Origin of the sequence: Bradyrhizobium sp. 141 (assembly GCF_023074055.1) — a bacterium.
Classification (GTDB): Bacteria; Pseudomonadota; Alphaproteobacteria; order Rhizobiales; family Xanthobacteraceae; genus Bradyrhizobium.
The window spans coordinates 86594-103055 of the sequence record NZ_JADPKR010000002.1 but is presented as its reverse complement, the minus strand read 5'-3'; the positions used below and the strand labels follow the sequence as shown (position 1 = coordinate 103055).

The 16462-nt window shown below is 64.5% G+C and carries 15 protein-coding genes; 2 read left to right on the top strand and 13 right to left on the bottom strand.

Features of this window, described 5'->3' with window-relative positions; all coding sequences use genetic code 11:
- Nucleotides 1–30: 30 nt before the first annotated feature.
- The 5 genes from hemA to IVA81_RS00485 all read right to left on the bottom strand — a co-directional run bounded on the left by hemA (nucleotide 31) and on the right by IVA81_RS00485 (nucleotide 6355).
- The gene (gene hemA / locus IVA81_RS00505; protein ID WP_247310656.1) at nucleotides 31–1260 is read right to left on the bottom strand and encodes a 5-aminolevulinate synthase; all 1230 of its coding nucleotides are present in this window, start codon (nucleotides 1258–1260) and stop codon (nucleotides 31–33) included.
- Between the two features lie 283 nt (nucleotides 1261–1543).
- Nucleotides 1544–2605, bottom strand: coding sequence for an MBL fold metallo-hydrolase (locus IVA81_RS00500; protein ID WP_247310653.1), 1062 nt, complete (start codon nucleotides 2603–2605; stop codon nucleotides 1544–1546).
- A 158-nt stretch (nucleotides 2606–2763) separates the two neighbouring features.
- Complete coding sequence (locus IVA81_RS00495; RefSeq protein ID WP_247310650.1) at nucleotides 2764–4917, bottom strand: methyl-accepting chemotaxis protein; 2154 nt, start codon at nucleotides 4915–4917, stop codon at nucleotides 2764–2766.
- Nucleotides 4918–5082: 165 nt separating this feature from the next.
- Nucleotides 5083–5808, bottom strand: coding sequence for an outer membrane protein (locus IVA81_RS00490; protein ID WP_247310646.1), 726 nt, complete (start codon nucleotides 5806–5808; stop codon nucleotides 5083–5085).
- Between the two features lie 226 nt (nucleotides 5809–6034).
- Nucleotides 6035–6355: a hypothetical protein gene (locus IVA81_RS00485; protein ID WP_247310643.1), complete on the bottom strand. Its 321-nt coding sequence runs from the start codon at nucleotides 6353–6355 to the stop codon at nucleotides 6035–6037.
- Nucleotides 6356–6549: 194 nt separating this feature from the next.
- Here IVA81_RS00485 and IVA81_RS00480 point away from each other — a divergent pair, with 194 nt between their 5' ends.
- Nucleotides 6550–6834 carry a hypothetical protein gene (locus IVA81_RS00480; protein ID WP_247310640.1) on the top strand — a complete coding sequence of 95 codons (285 nt, stop codon included), beginning with the start codon at nucleotides 6550–6552 and terminating at the stop codon, nucleotides 6832–6834.
- Nucleotides 6835–6868: 34 nt separating this feature from the next.
- On the opposite strand, the gene IVA81_RS00475 is transcribed toward IVA81_RS00480, so the two are convergent.
- The 7 genes from IVA81_RS00475 to IVA81_RS00445 all read right to left on the bottom strand — a co-directional run bounded on the left by IVA81_RS00475 (nucleotide 6869) and on the right by IVA81_RS00445 (nucleotide 13930).
- Entirely contained in the window at nucleotides 6869–7804 is a 936-nt protein-coding gene (locus IVA81_RS00475; RefSeq protein ID WP_247310637.1) for an AEC family transporter, read from the bottom strand.
- A 154-nt stretch (nucleotides 7805–7958) separates the two neighbouring features.
- Nucleotides 7959–8168 carry a hypothetical protein gene (locus IVA81_RS00470; protein ID WP_247310634.1) on the bottom strand — a complete coding sequence of 70 codons (210 nt, stop codon included), beginning with the start codon at nucleotides 8166–8168 and terminating at the stop codon, nucleotides 7959–7961.
- Nucleotides 8165–8638: a hypothetical protein gene (locus IVA81_RS00465; RefSeq protein WP_247311181.1), complete on the bottom strand. Its 474-nt coding sequence runs from the start codon at nucleotides 8636–8638 to the stop codon at nucleotides 8165–8167. Before IVA81_RS00465 ends, IVA81_RS00470 begins: the two co-directional genes overlap by 4 nt.
- 41 nt (nucleotides 8639–8679) lie before the next feature.
- A complete protein-coding gene (locus tag IVA81_RS00460) occupies nucleotides 8680–10299 on the bottom strand; it encodes an ABC transporter ATP-binding protein (RefSeq protein ID WP_247310631.1) in 1620 nt (539 codons plus the stop codon).
- A gap of 2 nt (nucleotides 10300–10301) precedes the next feature.
- The gene (locus IVA81_RS00455) at nucleotides 10302–11141 is read right to left on the bottom strand and encodes an ABC transporter permease (RefSeq protein WP_247310629.1); all 840 of its coding nucleotides are present in this window, start codon (nucleotides 11139–11141) and stop codon (nucleotides 10302–10304) included.
- Nucleotides 11138–12109 carry an ABC transporter permease gene (locus IVA81_RS00450; RefSeq protein WP_247310626.1) on the bottom strand — a complete coding sequence of 324 codons (972 nt, stop codon included), beginning with the start codon at nucleotides 12107–12109 and terminating at the stop codon, nucleotides 11138–11140. The genes IVA81_RS00455 and IVA81_RS00450 overlap by 4 nt, the downstream gene beginning before the upstream one ends.
- Nucleotides 12110–12379: 270 nt before the next feature.
- Nucleotides 12380–13930, bottom strand: a complete 1551-nt coding sequence (locus IVA81_RS00445) for an ABC transporter substrate-binding protein (RefSeq protein ID WP_247310623.1) — start codon at nucleotides 13928–13930, stop codon at nucleotides 12380–12382.
- A gap of 425 nt (nucleotides 13931–14355) precedes the next feature.
- On the opposite strand from IVA81_RS00445, the gene irr reads away from it, so the two are divergent.
- The gene (gene irr / locus IVA81_RS00440) at nucleotides 14356–14871 is read left to right on the top strand and encodes a Fur family transcriptional regulator Irr (protein ID WP_276578174.1); all 516 of its coding nucleotides are present in this window, start codon (nucleotides 14356–14358) and stop codon (nucleotides 14869–14871) included.
- 18 nt (nucleotides 14872–14889) lie between these two features.
- On the opposite strand, the gene IVA81_RS00435 is transcribed toward irr, so the two are convergent.
- Nucleotides 14890–16437 carry a winged helix-turn-helix domain-containing tetratricopeptide repeat protein gene (locus IVA81_RS00435; protein ID WP_247310619.1) on the bottom strand — a complete coding sequence of 516 codons (1548 nt, stop codon included), beginning with the start codon at nucleotides 16435–16437 and terminating at the stop codon, nucleotides 14890–14892.
- Between the last annotated feature and the right edge of the window lie 25 nt (nucleotides 16438–16462).

The following is a 16462-nucleotide window of genomic DNA, read 5'->3' as shown; positions in this document are numbered from 1 at the left end:
AGAAGTTGGTTCTACGGAGAGGCGAGAAGCCTACTCCGCCGCCATCGACTTCGCGCGCAGCGGCAGGCCGAGGCGGTCCCACACTTGCAGCAGGGCTTCGGCGAGCTGATCGATCAGGCCGTCGTCGTGATAGGGCGAGGGCGTGATGCGCAGCCGCTCGCTGCCCTTGGCGACAGTCGGATAGTTGATCGGCTGGATGTAGATGCCGTGCTCTTCGAGCAGGAGGTCGGACGCCTGCTTGCACTTCTCGGGATCGCCGACGAACAGCGGCACGATGTGGGTGTCGCTCGACATCACAGGCAGGCCGGCGGCGTTGAGGATCGCCTTGACGCGGGCGGCACGGTCCTGGTGGCGCTCGCGCTCCCAGTTCGAGGTCTTCAGATGTTTGATCGCGGCGGTCGCCGCGGAGCAGATCGCCGGCGGCAGCGCGGTCGTGAAGATGAAGCCCGGTGCGTAGGAGCGCACGGCATCGATGATCTGGCCGTTGGCGGCGATGTAACCGCCGAGGCAGCCGAACGCTTTCGCCAGCGTGCCTTCCAGAATGTCGATGCGGTGCATGACGCCGTCACGCTCGGCGATGCCGCCGCCGCGCGGGCCGTACATGCCGACCGCGTGGACCTCGTCGACATAGGTCATCGCCTTGTACGTCTCGGCGAGATCGCAGATCTTGGCGAGCGGGGCGACGTCGCCGTCCATGGAATAAAGGCTCTCGCACACGATCAGCTTCGGCCGGTTCGGGTCGGCCGCTTTCAACAGCGCCTCCAGATGCGCAAGATCGTTGTGGCGGAACACGACCCGCTCGCAGCCCGACTGGCGGATGCCCTCGATCATCGAATTGTGGTTGAGCTCGTCCGACAGAATGAGACAGTTCGGAATGAGCTTTGCGATGGTCGGGATGCCGGTCTGGTTCGAGACATAGCCCGAGGTGAACAGCAGCGCGGCTTCCTTGCCGTGGAGATCGGCGAGCTCGGTCTCGAGCTGGACCAGCGGATGATGCGTGCCGGCGATGTTGCGGGTGCCGCCGGCACCGGTGCCGACGCGCGTCGCGGTCTCGACCATGGCACCGACCACCTTCGGGTGTTGGCCCATGCCGAGATAATCGTTGGAGCACCAGATCACGACGTCGCGCTTGCCCTTGGGCGAGTGCCAGACCGCGTGCGGGAATCTGCCGGCCGTCCGCTCCAGGTCGGCGAACACGCGGTAGCGCCGCTCGGCGTGGAGACGATCGAGGGCGGAATCGAAGAACTGGTTGTAATCCATCGGCAAAACCTGCAACGGAACCCGGCCACGGCGGCCGCTCATTTTTAGAGCTTTTCCAGCTCCAATGTCCATGCGCCCCCACACATTTGTCACGAGGGGCGCGGGTATATTGATAGCGGCGTATCGCCGGCGATAGTTGATTTGGATCAAACGCCTAACACGGGCCTGCCCGCGGGGACCGAGGCTCCAGGGAAGGCACGGACCCTGGCTGCTGCCATGGACATTTTGTCCAAGACGCGCGCTCCGTCCATGATTGCGCAGCCGGTCGTGCCGACGCCGTAGCTCACGTCGTCCGGAACTGCAGCACGCCGTCCTTTGTCTCCGCCGTCAGCCGGCCCTCGACGATCATGTAGTTGACATGCGCGACCAGCTCGCCGGCGGCAAAACCCATCTGGTGCTCGTCGAGCACATGCTTGTTGAACACGACGGGCACCAAGGCGCGCGAGGTCTGCGGCACCTCGCGGCAGGCTTCCGCGATCAGGCGGCAGCGCTCTTCATGGTGGTCGGCGAGCTGCTTGATGCGGGTCTTCAGTCCGTAGAACGGCACGCCGTGGCCGGGCAGCACCAGCACGTCGTAGGGCAGCGTCGTGGTGAGGCTGGCGAGCGAGGCCAGATATTCGCCGAGCGAGTTCTGGTCGGGCTCGACCGCCCAGACGCTGACATTGGGCGAGATCTTGCTCAGCACCTGGTCGGCGGAGAGGAACAGCTTGTCGTCGGCGCAATACAGCATCACCTGGTCGAGCGCGTGACCGCCGCCGGTGATCACCTTGAAGCGGCGCGTGCCGATCACGACGTCGTCGCCGTGGGAGATGCGGCGGTAGGAGGGCGGCAGCACCGAGACGCGCTTGAGATAATCCTGGCCGCGGCCCAGCAGCTTTTCGGTGAGCGACTCGTCCATGCCATGGCGGCGGAAGAACAGCCGCTGCGCTTCCTGCCGTTCCGCGGTGCCGCGGTTCTGGTGATAGACCGATTGCAGATATTCGACCTGCGACATCACCAGCGGGCAGTTGAACCGCTCGACGACCCAGCCCGCGAGTCCGACATGGTCGGGGTGGGAGTGGGTCACGATCAGGCGCGTGATGTCGATGCCCTTCAGCGGTCCGTCGAACAGCTTGGTCCAGGCCTCGATCGTCTCCTCGTTGCCGAAGCCGGTATCCACCATGGCATAGCCGTCGCCGTCGGCGAGCAGGTAGACGTTCACGTGGTTGAGGCGAAACGGCAGCTTCAGCCGCGCCCACAACACGCCGGGACGCACCTCGACGATCTCGTCGTGACCAGGATGCTGTTCCCAGGGGTAGCGCAGGGCCTCGGCCGAGGACTGCACGGTGTCGGTTTTTGCGTTCATGCTACCGGCTTAAACCCGCCGCGGGCGGCGCGCCAGCCGAAAAAGGACGGGCCGTGGTCTCCGCATGGCGGTCATACCGGCGGCTTTTTCCGTAGCCCGGATGGAGCTGCGCTCCATCCGGGCTACCGGTCTGGTCTCGAAACGACGGGCCGGCGTCCTTACGCCGCCCGCATGTTGTTGAGGAACGCGTCGATCTCTCCGCGCAGCATGTCGGCTTCGCGCCGCAGCGCGTCGGAGGCGCCCAGCACTTCGTTGGCCGCGGCGCCGGCTTCGGCCGAGGCGGTGGAGACGCCGACAATATTGCTGGAGACTTCGCTGGTGCCGCCGGCCGCGTGCTGGATGTTGCGCGCGATCTCGCGGGTGGCGGCGCCCTGCTCCTCGACCGCGGCCGCGATCGTCGTGGTCACGCCGTCGATCTCGCCGATGATCCGGCCGATGCCCTGGATGGCGCCGACCGCCGATGTCGTGATGTTCTGCATGCTCGCGATCTGGGTGCGGATTTCCTCCGTCGCCTTGGCGGTCTGGCTCGCGAGACTCTTCACCTCGGAGGCAACCACCGCGAAGCCGCGGCCGGCCTCGCCGGCACGCGCCGCCTCGATGGTGGCGTTGAGCGCGAGCAGGTTGGTCTGCGAGGCGATGGTCTGGATCAAATCGACCACGACGCTGATGCGGCTCGCGCTGTCGGCAAGGCTCTGCACCGTTGCGTCGGTGGCGCCGGCCTCGTCGACCGCCTTCTTGGCGATCGCGGCGGAAGTGACGACCTGCCTGCTGATCTCCTCGATCGAGGAGGACAGCTGCTCGGTGCCCGACGACACGGTCTGCACGTTGACTGACGTCTCCTCGGCGGCGGAGGCAACCGCGTTCACCAGCGCGTTGGACTGGTCGGCGGTGGTCGACATGCTCTGCGCGGTCGATTGCATCGAATTAGCCGACTGCGCCAGATTGTCGAGCGCGGAGCGCACCGTGTTTTCGAATTCGGCGATCTTCGCTTCCATGCGCGCGGCCCGCTCCGCCTTGGCGATACGGTCTTTTTCCTGCTCGCCGGCAAGCGCCCGTGCTTCGATCATGCTGTCGCGGAATACGGTCAGCGTTTCCTTCATCACGCCGATCTCATCGTTTTGCCGGGAACGGACGATCTCGCTGTCGAGGTCGCCGGCCGACAGCAGCTGCATGGCGCGCTGAAGCTCACGGATGCGGCGGAGGATGTTGCGGCCGACATAGAGCCAGACGAACAGCGCCGAGCCGACCAGCATCAGGGAGCCGAGCGCCAGCATCACGGTCGTCGCGAGCGAGGTCTCCTGCTGCGCCTGGGAGGTCGAGGCGTTGGTCTCCTTCTGCACGCCGTCGACGAGCTGCTGCACGCTGATGCCGAGGCCGATATTGAGCTTGCGGGTCTCGTCCAGGATGGTCTGGCCGTAGTCGACAGAATCGAGCTCCTTCTCACGCAGATTGAACACGCCGGTCTTGCCGGTGCCGAGCGCGAGCAGCTTCTCCGCTGCTTCGCGCAGCATCTTGTTGCCCTGATTGTCCGGCAACAGATCGAGGTTGGAGCGCAGGCGGCCCTGCGCCGTCTTGAATCCCTTCTGGATGTCGTCGAGCTTGTCGCTCGTGTTGGCCGACAGCGCCGCACTCATGTCGGCGGCGGCGAGATTGCCGCTGGCGACGACGTTGCCGAGCTGGCCGACGGTCTGCGCGGCGTCGCTGGCATCTGCGGCAGACAGGTCGGCCGAGCCGAGAATGGCGTTGACCCGGGTCTGCGCGTCGAGCATCGCCGGGCTGGCCGCGCCGACGAATGCGCCCTGCGCGTTGCGCAGCGCGTCGTATTGCTTGTCGTGAAGGGCGGCGATATCCAGCCGTTCGCGGGCGGCCTTGGCCAGGCTCTGGGCCGCCTCGTTGATGCTCTTCATCGTCTCGCTGAGTCCGGAGACGACGGTCTTGTCGCCGCCGAGCTCGATGATCTCGTTGAGCTTCTTCTGCGTCTGCTCCTGCAATTCCCTGAGCTTCTTGGTGCGTTCGTTCAGCGCTTCCTCGGTTTGAGCCGCAAGCAGGGCCGGTCCCTGTGCCGCAAGGCTCGCACTCAGTGCCGACAATTGCAGGCTGGCGGCAAGGCGCGGAATGTCCCGCCCGCTCAGTTCGGTCATGCGTCCGCCGAGATTTTGCAGCACGAGGCCCGCGCCGGCCGAGATCACGAGGCCCATGCCCGCGATCACCGCGAAGGCCGCGAACAGGCTGCCGCGCACGCCCCAGGTCGGCATTTTGAAACGAGGCCGCATTCGGCCAAGTGAGCCGCTAAGGCTGAGACGGATCGCCATCGAAATTCCCCCAACAATTCTTGTTTCTGCTTGGTGGCCGGCAGTATCCGCACGGCGAGTTAAAAATTCGCAATCTCCGCAAACGGTTGGGCGTGTTCCGCAGAGCGAAAAAAGAGGGCCGGCGAAATCGCCGGCCCTCTGTCGTGGTAAGATTTCGGTAACCGATCAGTAGCGCGCCACAGTCGGGCTTGCCCAGTTGAAGCGGTAGTTGACGCCCGCCTTGATGGTGTGGTCGTCGGTGGTAAACTTGCCAGTGCCCGCCAGCGGACCGCCGGTGAAGCTCGCGTCGCCGAAATTGTAGTACTGGTACTCGGCCTTGGCCGACCAGTTCGGCGCGAACATGTATTCGAGGCCGGCGCCGACGGTGTAGCCGTTGCGGTGATCGCCGGTGATCACGAAGGCGGTCGGCACGCCACCGACCGTCACCCTCTCGTTGTTGTCCGAATAGGCGTAGCCGCCCTTCACATAGAGAAGGCCAGGGCCCCAGGTGTAGCCGACGCGGCCGGTGATCGAGCCGAGGCCACGCTGGTCGTTGGTGTAGGCGACGCCGCCCGGAAACACTGCGCCGACGCTGCCGGAGAGCCAGGAATACTGACCTTCGACGCCGACCACGAAGTTCGGGTTGATCTGCCAGTCCGCTCCGACCTGCAGGCCGCCGAGGAAACGGCCGTTGCCGTTGTTGCCGGTGGAGAGGCCGTTGAAGTTGTTATCGCTGGAGAACGCGCCGCCGACATGGCCGCCGATATAGAATCCGGTCCAGTTATAGATCGGCGCGGCATAGGCCGGCGCGGGCGCCTTGTAGTAGTTGCGGTTGCCGAGATCGGCGCCGACGGCCGGAGCAGCCGCGCCCATCGCGAGCAGCGCCACGGTCGCAAACAGAATCTTCTTCATAGTCCAAACTCCAACACTTAAAGGTCCCCGGCAGGCGCGCATTTTCGCGCCGGCGTTGGTTTTGCAGATAGCTTGCTTTTGACGAAAATGCTGTCACATGCGTGGCACAGCGAGGCCCAAGCTAACTTATTGGGCTGCAAATGATTTTCGTGCTTAATGTCGGCTTAAGAAATGCTGAAGGAAGACTTAACTTCGCAGCTCTCCGGTAACCCGCGCGCGCCTTTCGTTAACCAAGGCGCCGTCGCGCCTCGTCCCGCATCTGTTCGCGGAACGCTGCGCGCTTTGCGGGTCGGTCCTCCTCGCGCACGTCATGGCGATCGAAGATGTCGAACTTCTCCAGGATCGGATAGCGCTCGCTCGCCATCGCGAGCACGCGCAGCACTTTGGTCGCCGACGGCGTCGGGCCGCTGACCTCCCAGCGCCGGATGGTGTCAGCGCCGCCCTTCTCCGGCAATCCGCAGAGCTTGGCCATGTCGGCCGTCGTGAGCTTGCGCTCGAGGGCGTCGGAGAGGTCGGTGCGGAGTTGCTTCAGTTCGGGGCCGGTCATGCTGCTCGCGTCCAGGGAAGTCACTGAACGCAATGCACTAACGCTGATTCGGGTCCATCCGAAGGCGGCGGAGGCGTGCTCCCTGCGCTTCGGCACCTTCGTCCGCGCACGGAGTTATGAACTGAGACCTATGGAAATTGTCCGGTGAATGTACAGTTGAATACCGGGGCGTGCAGCGGGCGAAAGGATCAGCCATGAAAACCATCAAATTCGCCATTGCCGCGCTCATCACGACCGGATTGCTTGCCGCGCCTTTCGCGGCTGAAGCAAAGAAGGTCCGGTCGAGCCGACATTACAGCACGGGTGTGGTGGCGCCGAGCTATAGCGGTGCGCCAGCATCGGCAGCGCAGCCGAGGGCGTCCTACGGGTCATCCGGACAGACGGCCGGCACGGTTACGGCGCCGTCGGTCGGCTCGTACAATTGGCCCTCGGTCGGCGTGACCAACTCGGTCCCCACCTGGAACAATACCACGCGATAGACAACATTTCGGCGAGACGGAAGCCGATGGCAGATCAACGCGTGCCGCTCGCCAAGCCGGAGAGCAGATAGAGCGCGGCCAGCAATGTCGCGACCGACAGCATCGTCGTGATCGAGACCGTGGCCGCAACCAGCTTCTCCTCGACCTTGTGCTCATGCGCGAGGACATACACGGTCTTTGCGGTCGGCACGGCCGCGCAGACGACGGCCGCGACCGTGTAGAGAGGATCGAGCACCAAGACCACACAGAGCCCGTAGACGATCAGCGGCATGACCACCAGTTTCACCGCCGCCAGCGCAAACGATGATTTTAGGTTGGAGCGCAGGCCGTCGACGGACAGACCGAGGCCGATGGCGAACAGCGCGCAGGGCGTGAGCGCGGCGGCGATCATGTTCAGATAGGCCGCGACCGGCGCCGGAATCGGCAGGCCCGTGATTGCCCAGACGAGACCAATGAGTGTCGATAGGACCATCGGATTGAGCAGGATCTGCCTCACCAACCCCGCCGAATGCGCCGGCTCTCGCGCGTCCTTTTCCAGCAGAATGACCGTGATCGGGAACATCACGGCGGCCACGAATACCGTCGCCACCGCCGCGGGGAGGACGGCAGGCTGACCGTAGATCGCGTGCAGGATCGGCAGCGCCACGAAACCGGTGTTGGTCATCGCCGCGGCCATGCCATGGATCGTGCTGCTCGCAAGATCATGCTTTCCGTCGGCGCGGACCACGAGGAACACCAGTGCGAAGCAGATCAGGGAGCCACCGCCAAACGCGAGCAGGAAGCGCCATTCCAGCAGATTGCGCGCCGGCTCCTGTGCGATCGTGACGATCAGAAGCGCCGGCATCGCCACGTTGTAGGCAAAGTGCACAAGGGCATCGGAAAGCGAACGGGAGAGGTAGCCGAGTTCGCCCGCGAGCCAGCCGGTGACGATAATCGCAAATACGGGAAGAACGAGGCTGGCGACTTCCATCCGGCTTTCCCCTGCTGCCAACGTCCGCGCGGCAGGTTACTCCGGCAATGTATGGTCGTCACCGTTTTGCTCGAGCCAATCTCAACTCGAGCGGCCTTCGTCTGCAGCCGTCAGGACCAGGCCAGAATCGTTGGATGGAAGCAGACCCGCGAGCCTAGATTCCCCTGTCGCCCTGCTTCCCGATTACGCAGCGCCACGCAGCCAGTCGCTCCGCCGGATGCTGATTCATCCAGTCGGCGAGCTGCGGCGCGCCCATCAGGCAGGACTGCACCGAGACCTCGGCAAAGTCGGAGGTGGTCACGATCTGCTCGTGACAATTTGTCGGAGAGGCGAGGCTACAGAGCACGGCGATGATCTTGATCATGCGAGGTTACCCCCGTCGCCGCGGCCAAACGCGCGGCCGCCTGTTGCCTTGTCCTGTCTCTCGCTGGCGGGATCAGCCGGCGGGAAGATACTGTCGTAGATCGCGCGTGCCTCCTGAATAAGGCGCACTCGCTCGCGCTCGGACTTCGAGACAAATTGAATAACTTCGCCCATGGCGGCTCCGAATATCAGTTGCCAATCCGTCATCAGATGACGGCGATCATTCCATTCCGATCTATGGCGCCGTTTCGGCTTTGAAACGGCGCAACCGGTCACGTCAGAACAAAAGCGCGTGATGGCACTCTGGCGGTCCGATGTCCCGGTTTGTTCTCTCGCGTGAATTGCGAAGCCGCGCACCGCCTCATAATGCGCGAGGGCGGTGCCAATTTTCCCCTTGCTGCCGCCAGCAAGGACAATCTCGCCAAGCAAATGCCGCTCGATCGAATATGTTTCTCGCTTTGCGGCGTGCAAGTTTTGGAACGATCTCGAATTCGGCTGCCGTACGCGTTCGTTTACGCCGCCGGCGCGCGTTCCTTGCGTCCCGGCACCGCTGCAAGCAACTCCCGCGTATAGGCATGCTCCGGCGCGGCGAAGAGCTGCGCCGTCGGCTTCAGCTCGACGATGGCGCCGCGCTGCATTACCGCGATGCGGTCGCAGATCTGGGCGGCGACGCGCAAATCGTGGGTGATGAACAGCATCGAGAGGCCGAGGCGTGCCTTGAGGTCTTCGAGCAGTCTCAGGACTTGCGCCTGCACGGAAACGTCGAGCGCGGAGACGGCTTCGTCCGCGACGATGATCTCGGGCTCGAGCGCCAGCGCGCGCGCAATGCCGATGCGCTGGCGCTGGCCGCCTGAGAATTCGTGCGGATAGCGTTCGAGTGCGCCGGCATCCAGGCCCACCATCTTGAGGAGATCGCGGGCGCGGTCGAAGGCGACCTTCGGATCGATGCCGGCCGCGATCGGGCCGTCGGCGATGATGTGGCCGACCTTGCGCCGCGGATTGAGCGAGGCGAACGGATCCTGGAAGATCATCTGGATGCGATGGCGCTCAGTGCGCAGCGCCTTGCCCGAGAGTGACGTGAGATCGGTCTCGCCGATCCGCACCGTGCCGCGGTCGGCCTCGATCAGCCGCATCACGAGCCGCGCCACCGACGATTTTCCCGAACCGGATTCGCCGACGAGGCCGAGCGTCTCGCCCTTGAGGATGTCAAAATTGACCGCGCGCGCCGCATCGACGCGGCGGTCTTCGCGAAACCAGCCGCCTGATGTCACGTAGGTCTTGTCCAACCCGATCACCTCGACCGCCCTGGCCTGATCGTCGAGGGGCTCTCGCGCCGGCGGATCCATCGAGGGCACGGCTGCGAGCAGCGCCTTGGTGTAGTCGTGCTGCGGCGCGTTGAAGACGGCCGCGGCCGGGCCTTCCTCCACGACCTTGCCATGGCGGAGCACGACGACCTGGTCGGCGATGTCGGCGACCACGCCGAAATCATGGGTGATGAACATCACCGCCATGTTCCGGTTGCGCTGAAGGTTACGGATCAGCTTGAGGATCTGCGCCTGCGTGGTGACGTCGAGCGCGGTGGTCGGCTCGTCCGCGACCAGCACGGCAGGCTCGAGCGCGAGCGCCATCGCGATCATGGCGCGCTGGCGCTGGCCGCCGGAGAGCTGGTGCGGATAGGCGCGGACGATGCGCTCGGGGTCGGGCAAGCCCACCTCGCGTGCCAGCGCCAGCGCTCTCGCGCGCCGTTCCCTAGATGTGAGCAGGCCGTGCGCCTCGAACATCTCCGCCATCTGGTCGCCGATCCGCATCAACGGATTGAGCGCGGTCATCGGCTCCTGAAAAATCATCGCCAGCCTGCGGCCGCGCAGATCGCGCCAGCTGTCGTCATCGAGCTTGAGCAGGTCGCGGCCTTCGAACTGGATCTCGCCGGAGGCGATAGACACCGTATCAGGCAACAGGCCCATCAGCGCATGCGCGCACATCGACTTGCCGGAGCCGGATTCGCCGACGACGCAGACGATCTTGCCGGGCCGCAGGTCCAGCGACACGCCGTCGACGGCGAAGGGACGCTCGGCGCCTTTCGGCAGCGCGATCTTGAGGTTCTTGATGGAGACGGCGGGCGGGGCGGTCATCGTCAGCGTCCCTCCCGCGACAGGCGTGGATTGAGCGCGTCGTTGAGGCCTTCGCCGATCAGGTTCAATCCGAGCACGGAGATCAGGATGGCGACACCGGGAAACACCGTGATCCACCAGGCCTGGCGGATCACAGTGCGGCCGGCGCCGACCATGTAGCCCCAGGAGATCAGATTGGGATCGCCGAGGCCGAGGAAGGACAGCGAGGATTCCAGCAGGATCGCGGTCGCCACCATCAGCGAGGCCAGCACGATCACCGGCGACAGCGCGTTAGGCAGGATCTCGCGCAGGATGATCCAGGTGTGCGACTGCCCGGTGACCACGGCGGCCTGGACATATTCGCGCGTGCGCAGCGACAGCACCTCGCCGCGCACGAGACGGGCGACCGGCGGCCAGCTCACCAGCGCGATCGAGGTCACGATCGAATAGATCGAAGGCTGCAGGATCGCGACCAGCACGATCGCTAGCGCGAAGCTCGGAATGGTCTGGAAGAACTCGGTGAAGCGCATCAGGGCGTCATCGACCCTGCCGCCGAAATAGCCGGCCACGGCGCCGATCGGCATGCCGACGATTAGCGCCACCAGCGTGGAGACGAGGCCCACGAGCAGCGAGACGCGTGCGCCAAAGATCATGCCGGCGAACACGTCGCGACCGAGCGCGTCGGTGCCGAGCGGCACCGTCGAGAGCGTGAACGGCGGCAGGAACGGCCGCTGCACCATGCGCCAGGGCGAGTTTGGGAACAGCATCGGCCCGAACACTGCGACCGAGATCGCGAGCACCAGGATGACGAGCCCGATGACGCCGCTCGGGCTCTTCAGCATCGATTTCCAGAACTGTTTCATGAGGCGAATTCGATGCGCGGATCGACCAGTCGGTAAACCAGGTCGGTGATGAGGTTGAAAATCAGCACCATGGCGGAGCAGATCACGAAGACGCCGAGCAGCAGATTGTAGTCGCGCTGGAGCAGGGCGTCGTACATCAGGCGTCCGATGCCGGGCCAGGCGAACACGGTCTCGGTGATGACCGCACCGCCGATCAGCGTACCGGAATGCACGCCGGCCAGCGTCACCACCGGCAGCAGCGCATTGCGCAGCACGTGGCGGCGCTGGATCACGGCGTCGGAAAGGCCCTTGGCGCGCGCCGTCTTGACGAAATCGAGCCGCTTCACCTCCAGCATCGAGGCGCGCGTCATGCGGGTATAGGTCGCCATGAAGAACAGGCCGAGCGTCATCGCCGGCATGATCAGGTGCTTTGCGACATCGACGGCATGGGCGAGGCCGGTGAGGTTGGCACCGACCGTCTCGTAACCAAAACTCGGCAACCAATCCATGGTGACCGAGAACAGCAGGATGCCCATCAGCGCCACCCAGAAAAGCGGCATAGCGTAGAAGATCAGCGCGAACACGGTGATGGCCGTGTCGAGAAAGGTCCCGGCAAAGCGCGCGGCGAAGGTGCCGAACAGAATGCCGAGTGCGAGCGAGATCGCGAATGCCGTCAGCGTCAGCAGCAGTGTCGCCGGCAGCCGTTCGCCGATCAGCTTTGCGACCGGTGCCTGCTGGCGGAAGGAGAAACCGAGGTCGAGTGTCACGACGCCCTTGACGTAGATGAAGAGCTGCTCGGGCAGCGGCTTGTCGAGGCCGAACTTTTCACGGAGCTGCTTGACGAAGACCTGGTCGCTGGCCCCGGCCTCGCCCGCCATCACGACCGCGGGATCGCCGGGCGCGAGCCGGATCAGGAAGAAATTGAGGACGACGATCGCAAGCAGGACGATCACGCCCTTCAGGACACGCTGAGCAACGAAGGAGAGCATAGTTAGAGCGACGCTTGTTTGACGAGAGGGTCGCCGCAGCGACGGTGCGCCCCCTCTCCCGCTTGCGGGGGAGGGTTGGGGTGGGGGTGTTTCCGCAGTGAGAGTCTTCGCGTGGAGAGAGCCCCCACCCGCCGCGCTTGTGACGATGCTTCGCATCGCCCGGCGCGCGTCGACCTCCCCCGCAAGCGGGAGAGGTGCACCTTTTCCGTGGCTCGGACAGTAATCATTCGGCGAAAGCTATAGCACAGGAGATCAGACGCGAAGCGTCCGTCACTTGTCGAGCCATGCGTCCTTGAAGCCGTCATTGACGCCGATCCCCGTCGTGATCAGGTTCTTGACCTTGCACCGCATGATCGTCGGGAATTGCAGCTCGAGCATCCAGGCCACCGGCACGTCCTCGACCAGGATCTTCTGCGCCTTCTCGTAGATCTCCTTGCGCTTGGAGTCCGGGGTTGCGATGGCGCCGTCGGCGAACAGCTTGTCGATCTCAGGGTTGGAGTAACCCTCGACATTGTTGAACACCTGGCCCTTGGCGATGGCACTGGAGACGTAGTTGCGGCCGACGCCGAGGGCGGGGTCGCCGTACTGGTAGAGATAGGTGAAGGCGATGTCGTAATCCCAATCGCCGATCTTCTGGTTGCCGCCGGCAACGTCCGTGGCGATGGTCTCGATGTTGATGCCGACGTCCATCAGGTTCTGCTTCACCGCTTCACCCCAGCGCTGCCAGGTCTCGCCATAGGCGAGCGGCAGCAGGCGGATCTTCTCGCCCTTGTAGCCGGCTTCCTTCAGCAGCGCCTTGGCCTTGGCGGGATCGTAGGCGTACTTCGGCACGTCGTCGGTGTAATATTTGATGGTCGAGGCCGACGGGCCGGTCGCGACCTTGCCGAGCCCGTTCCAGATCACGTCCTTGGCGAAATCACGATCGATCGCAAACATGATCGCCTGCCGCACCCGCTTGTCGGCGAGCGGACCCTGGCGGTTGTTGAGCCACAGCCAGGCCAGCGGCGAGAAGAACTCCCAGCCGGCTCCGGTGACGCAAGTGTCCTTCAGCTTGGACAGCCGCGGCACGTCAAAGTTCTCGACTGAGCCACCCGGCAGCACGTCGACCTTGCCGGTCTCATACGCCACCGAGCGCGCAGCGGCGTCGGGAATGATCTGCCAGTAGATCTCGTCGAGATAGGGCTTGCCCTTCTCGTGATAGTTCGGATTCTTGACCAAACGGATGTACGAGCCCTTCTGCCACTCCCTAAACATGAAGGGGCCGGTGCCGACAGGCGCGTTGTTGTAAGGATTGGTCTTGAAGTCGGTGCCTTCGTAGAGATGCTTCGGCACCATCGGCATCGAGCCGACCTCGAAGATGCCGAGGAACGGGCCAAACGGCTGCTTCAGGGTGAACACCACGGTGTAGTCGTCGGGCGCCTCGACCTTGTCGACCTGGGCGAGGTTGTTACGGGCGCGCGCGTGGGTCTGCTTCAGCATCTCGACCGAGAACAGCACGTCGGCAGCGGTAAAGGGCTTGCCGTCATGCCAGGTCACGCCCTTCCTGAGCTTGAAGGTGTAGGTTTTGGCGTCCTCGCTGACGCTCCAGCTCTCGGCGAGCTCCGGCTGCGGTTCGAGCTTGGGGCTGTAGCGCAGCAATCCCTCGAAGATATTGCCCGACACCATCTGGGTCGGTCCGTTCTGGACCAGCGCGAGCATCAGGCCGGGGGGCTCGGGCTGGATCACGGCATTGACCACGCCCCCCGTTTTTGGCTCTTGCGCCAGTGTCGGGGCCGTGAGGCCGCAAGCCAGGAGGAGACCAAGCAACACTCGTTTTGGCATGTCGTATCTTTCTCAAGCGAGACCGGCCGTGAACGCTTCGCAAGCGCCCTCGCGCGCAAAGCTACGGCCGGCCCATCCCAGTCCCCATCCGATATCGAAGCTCACATAGTCTCGTTCGGCGCCGCAAGATGAAAGTCGCGACAGTGTCAGCATAAAAAATGTACAGCGCGTCCTGTTTTGATGGATCGGCCTCTTATTGCCAGGGAGCTGGATGATGTCGGTCGTTGGCCGACATGGCCGATGGACTAGCGACACAGCGTCGCGGGACGGCGGTCACAGCCCTCTTGCGCCACGCGGAATAAACCGGACCGCCTTGCGATAGGTCAGAGGCGCTCTGCTGCGGATTTGATCCGGATCAAAGCCGAGCCGCCGCTTTTGCGATCGAATGGCAACTGGCGGGACCCGGAACGGCGTGTCCTGCCCCCTTGAGCCGTAAGACGCGTGAGACAATCGATGGACATCCAGGCCACGAATATCCTGTCGGTGACGAGTGCGGACCTGATGTCGCCGGCCACGAGCACCCGCCGAACGCCGGCGTGCAGCACTGCCTGCAATTGCTGGGCAATGCCGGCCTGCGCCCGACGCGTCAGCGCCTCGCGCTCGGCCAGTTGCTGTTCCTGGGCGGCCATCGTCATGTCACCGCGGAGAGCCTCTATGACGAGGCGATGGCGGCGAACGCGTATCTGTCGCTCGCGACCGTCTACAACACGCTGAACCAGTTCACCGAGGCCGGCCTGCTCCGCCGGATCGCGGCCGACGGCATCAAGTCGTTCTTCGACACCGACACATCGGTGCACCCGCACTTCTATCTCGAAGGCGAGGATGTGCTGGTCGACGTCGCCGACGGCCTTGCCTTCACCAAGATCCCCGAGGCGCTTCCCGGCCACGAGATCGCGCGGCTCGACGTCATCGTCCACCTGCGCCGCAAGCGCACGACGTAGAGACGGCATGACGGTCGTCTAACGCAACCCCGCGCGCCGGAATCCTTCGAGATAGTGCGCGCGATCGGCGTCGTTGGCCCATGGCAGCTGCGTCGCGATCCAGTGCAGCGAGATGTCCGGCTGGGTGCGGCGCAGCTCGCCCAGCGCCGTCGCCGCAAGCATCTCGTCGCCCGTCATGCCGGCTGAAACCGCGAGCACCCGGTAGGCGCCGGTGAGATCGCCGCGATGGCGGATCGCCTCGCGCGCGAGCGCGATGGCCTCGTCGTAATGGCGTTCGGTGAAGCGCGCATAGCCGGCGATGCCCTGATAGATCGCCAGCGACGGATCGCGCGGTGACAGCCGGATCGCCCTTTGGGCGGCCTCGAACGAATCCTTCGGCCGTCCGGCATAGGATAGCGCCAGCGCGTAATAGCCTTGCGCCAGCGAGAAGTTCGGATTGAGCGCGAGCGCCTGCTCGAACTCGGACAGCGCGTCTGCAAGCCTGCGTGTCGAGAAGCAGACGCTGCCGAGCGCGACATGCGCCCAGGCATCCTCATGGTCGCAGCGCAGCGCGGCCAGTGCGGCGGCTTCCGCCGCCGGCGCCACCGCGGCGAGCTCGGCCCAGCCGAGATGCACGCCGAGCATGTGGTTTGCCGCCAGCACCGACAGCGCCCGGCCATAATTCGGATCGATCTCGATCGCGCGCTCCAGCAGGGCCCGCGCGGCCTCGTGATCGCGCCGGGTCACGCGCCAATAGTGCGACAGCGCCCGCATCAGCAGATCCCATGCATCGAGGCTCGACGGTGGCTTGCGATCGGCGCGGAAATTCTCTGCTGCATGGATCTGCGGCTCAATCGCCGCCACGATCGCGTTGGTAATCTCGTCCTGGACGGCGAAGACGTCGACCAGATCGCGGTCATAGCGCTCGGCCCACAGATGGCCGCCCGATGCGGCATCGTTGAGCTGCGCGGTGATGTGCACCCGGTTGTTCGCCTTGCGCACGCTGCCTTCGACGACATAGCGGACGCCGAGCTCCTCGGCGATCTGCCTGATATGGACCGCGCGTCCCTTGTAGGTGAAGGACGAGTTGCGGGCGATCACCATGAACCAGCGTTGTTTCGACAGCGCCGTGAGGATGTCCTCGCTGATCCCGTCGCCAAAATAATCCTGTGCGGGATCGCCGCTCATGTTCTCGAAGGCGAGCACGGCGACCGCCGGGCGGTCCGCGACGCGCGGGAGGGCGGGCCCGGCTTCGACTGGTGCGATCGACGCTGCCATTTCTTCCCGGACGTCGCCGACGAAGCGAAAGCCCTTGCGCGGAATGGTCTTGATCAGCCGCTGTGTCGCGCCGTCGTCATTGATCGCCTTGCGTGCGGCATTGATCCGGCTGTTCAGCGCGGAATCCGAGATGATCCGGTCGCTCCAGATCTGGCTGATCAGGTCATCCTTGCTGACCACACGCGAGCGTTGCGCGACGAGGTAGAACAAGAGATCGAACACTTGCGGCTGCAACGGCACGGCTGCCCCGCCGCGGGTGAGTTCCCGCAGGTCGCCGTCGAGCACGTTGTTTTCAAAGCGAAATCGCACGTTTTTGTCGTCTCAAGCAAAAATC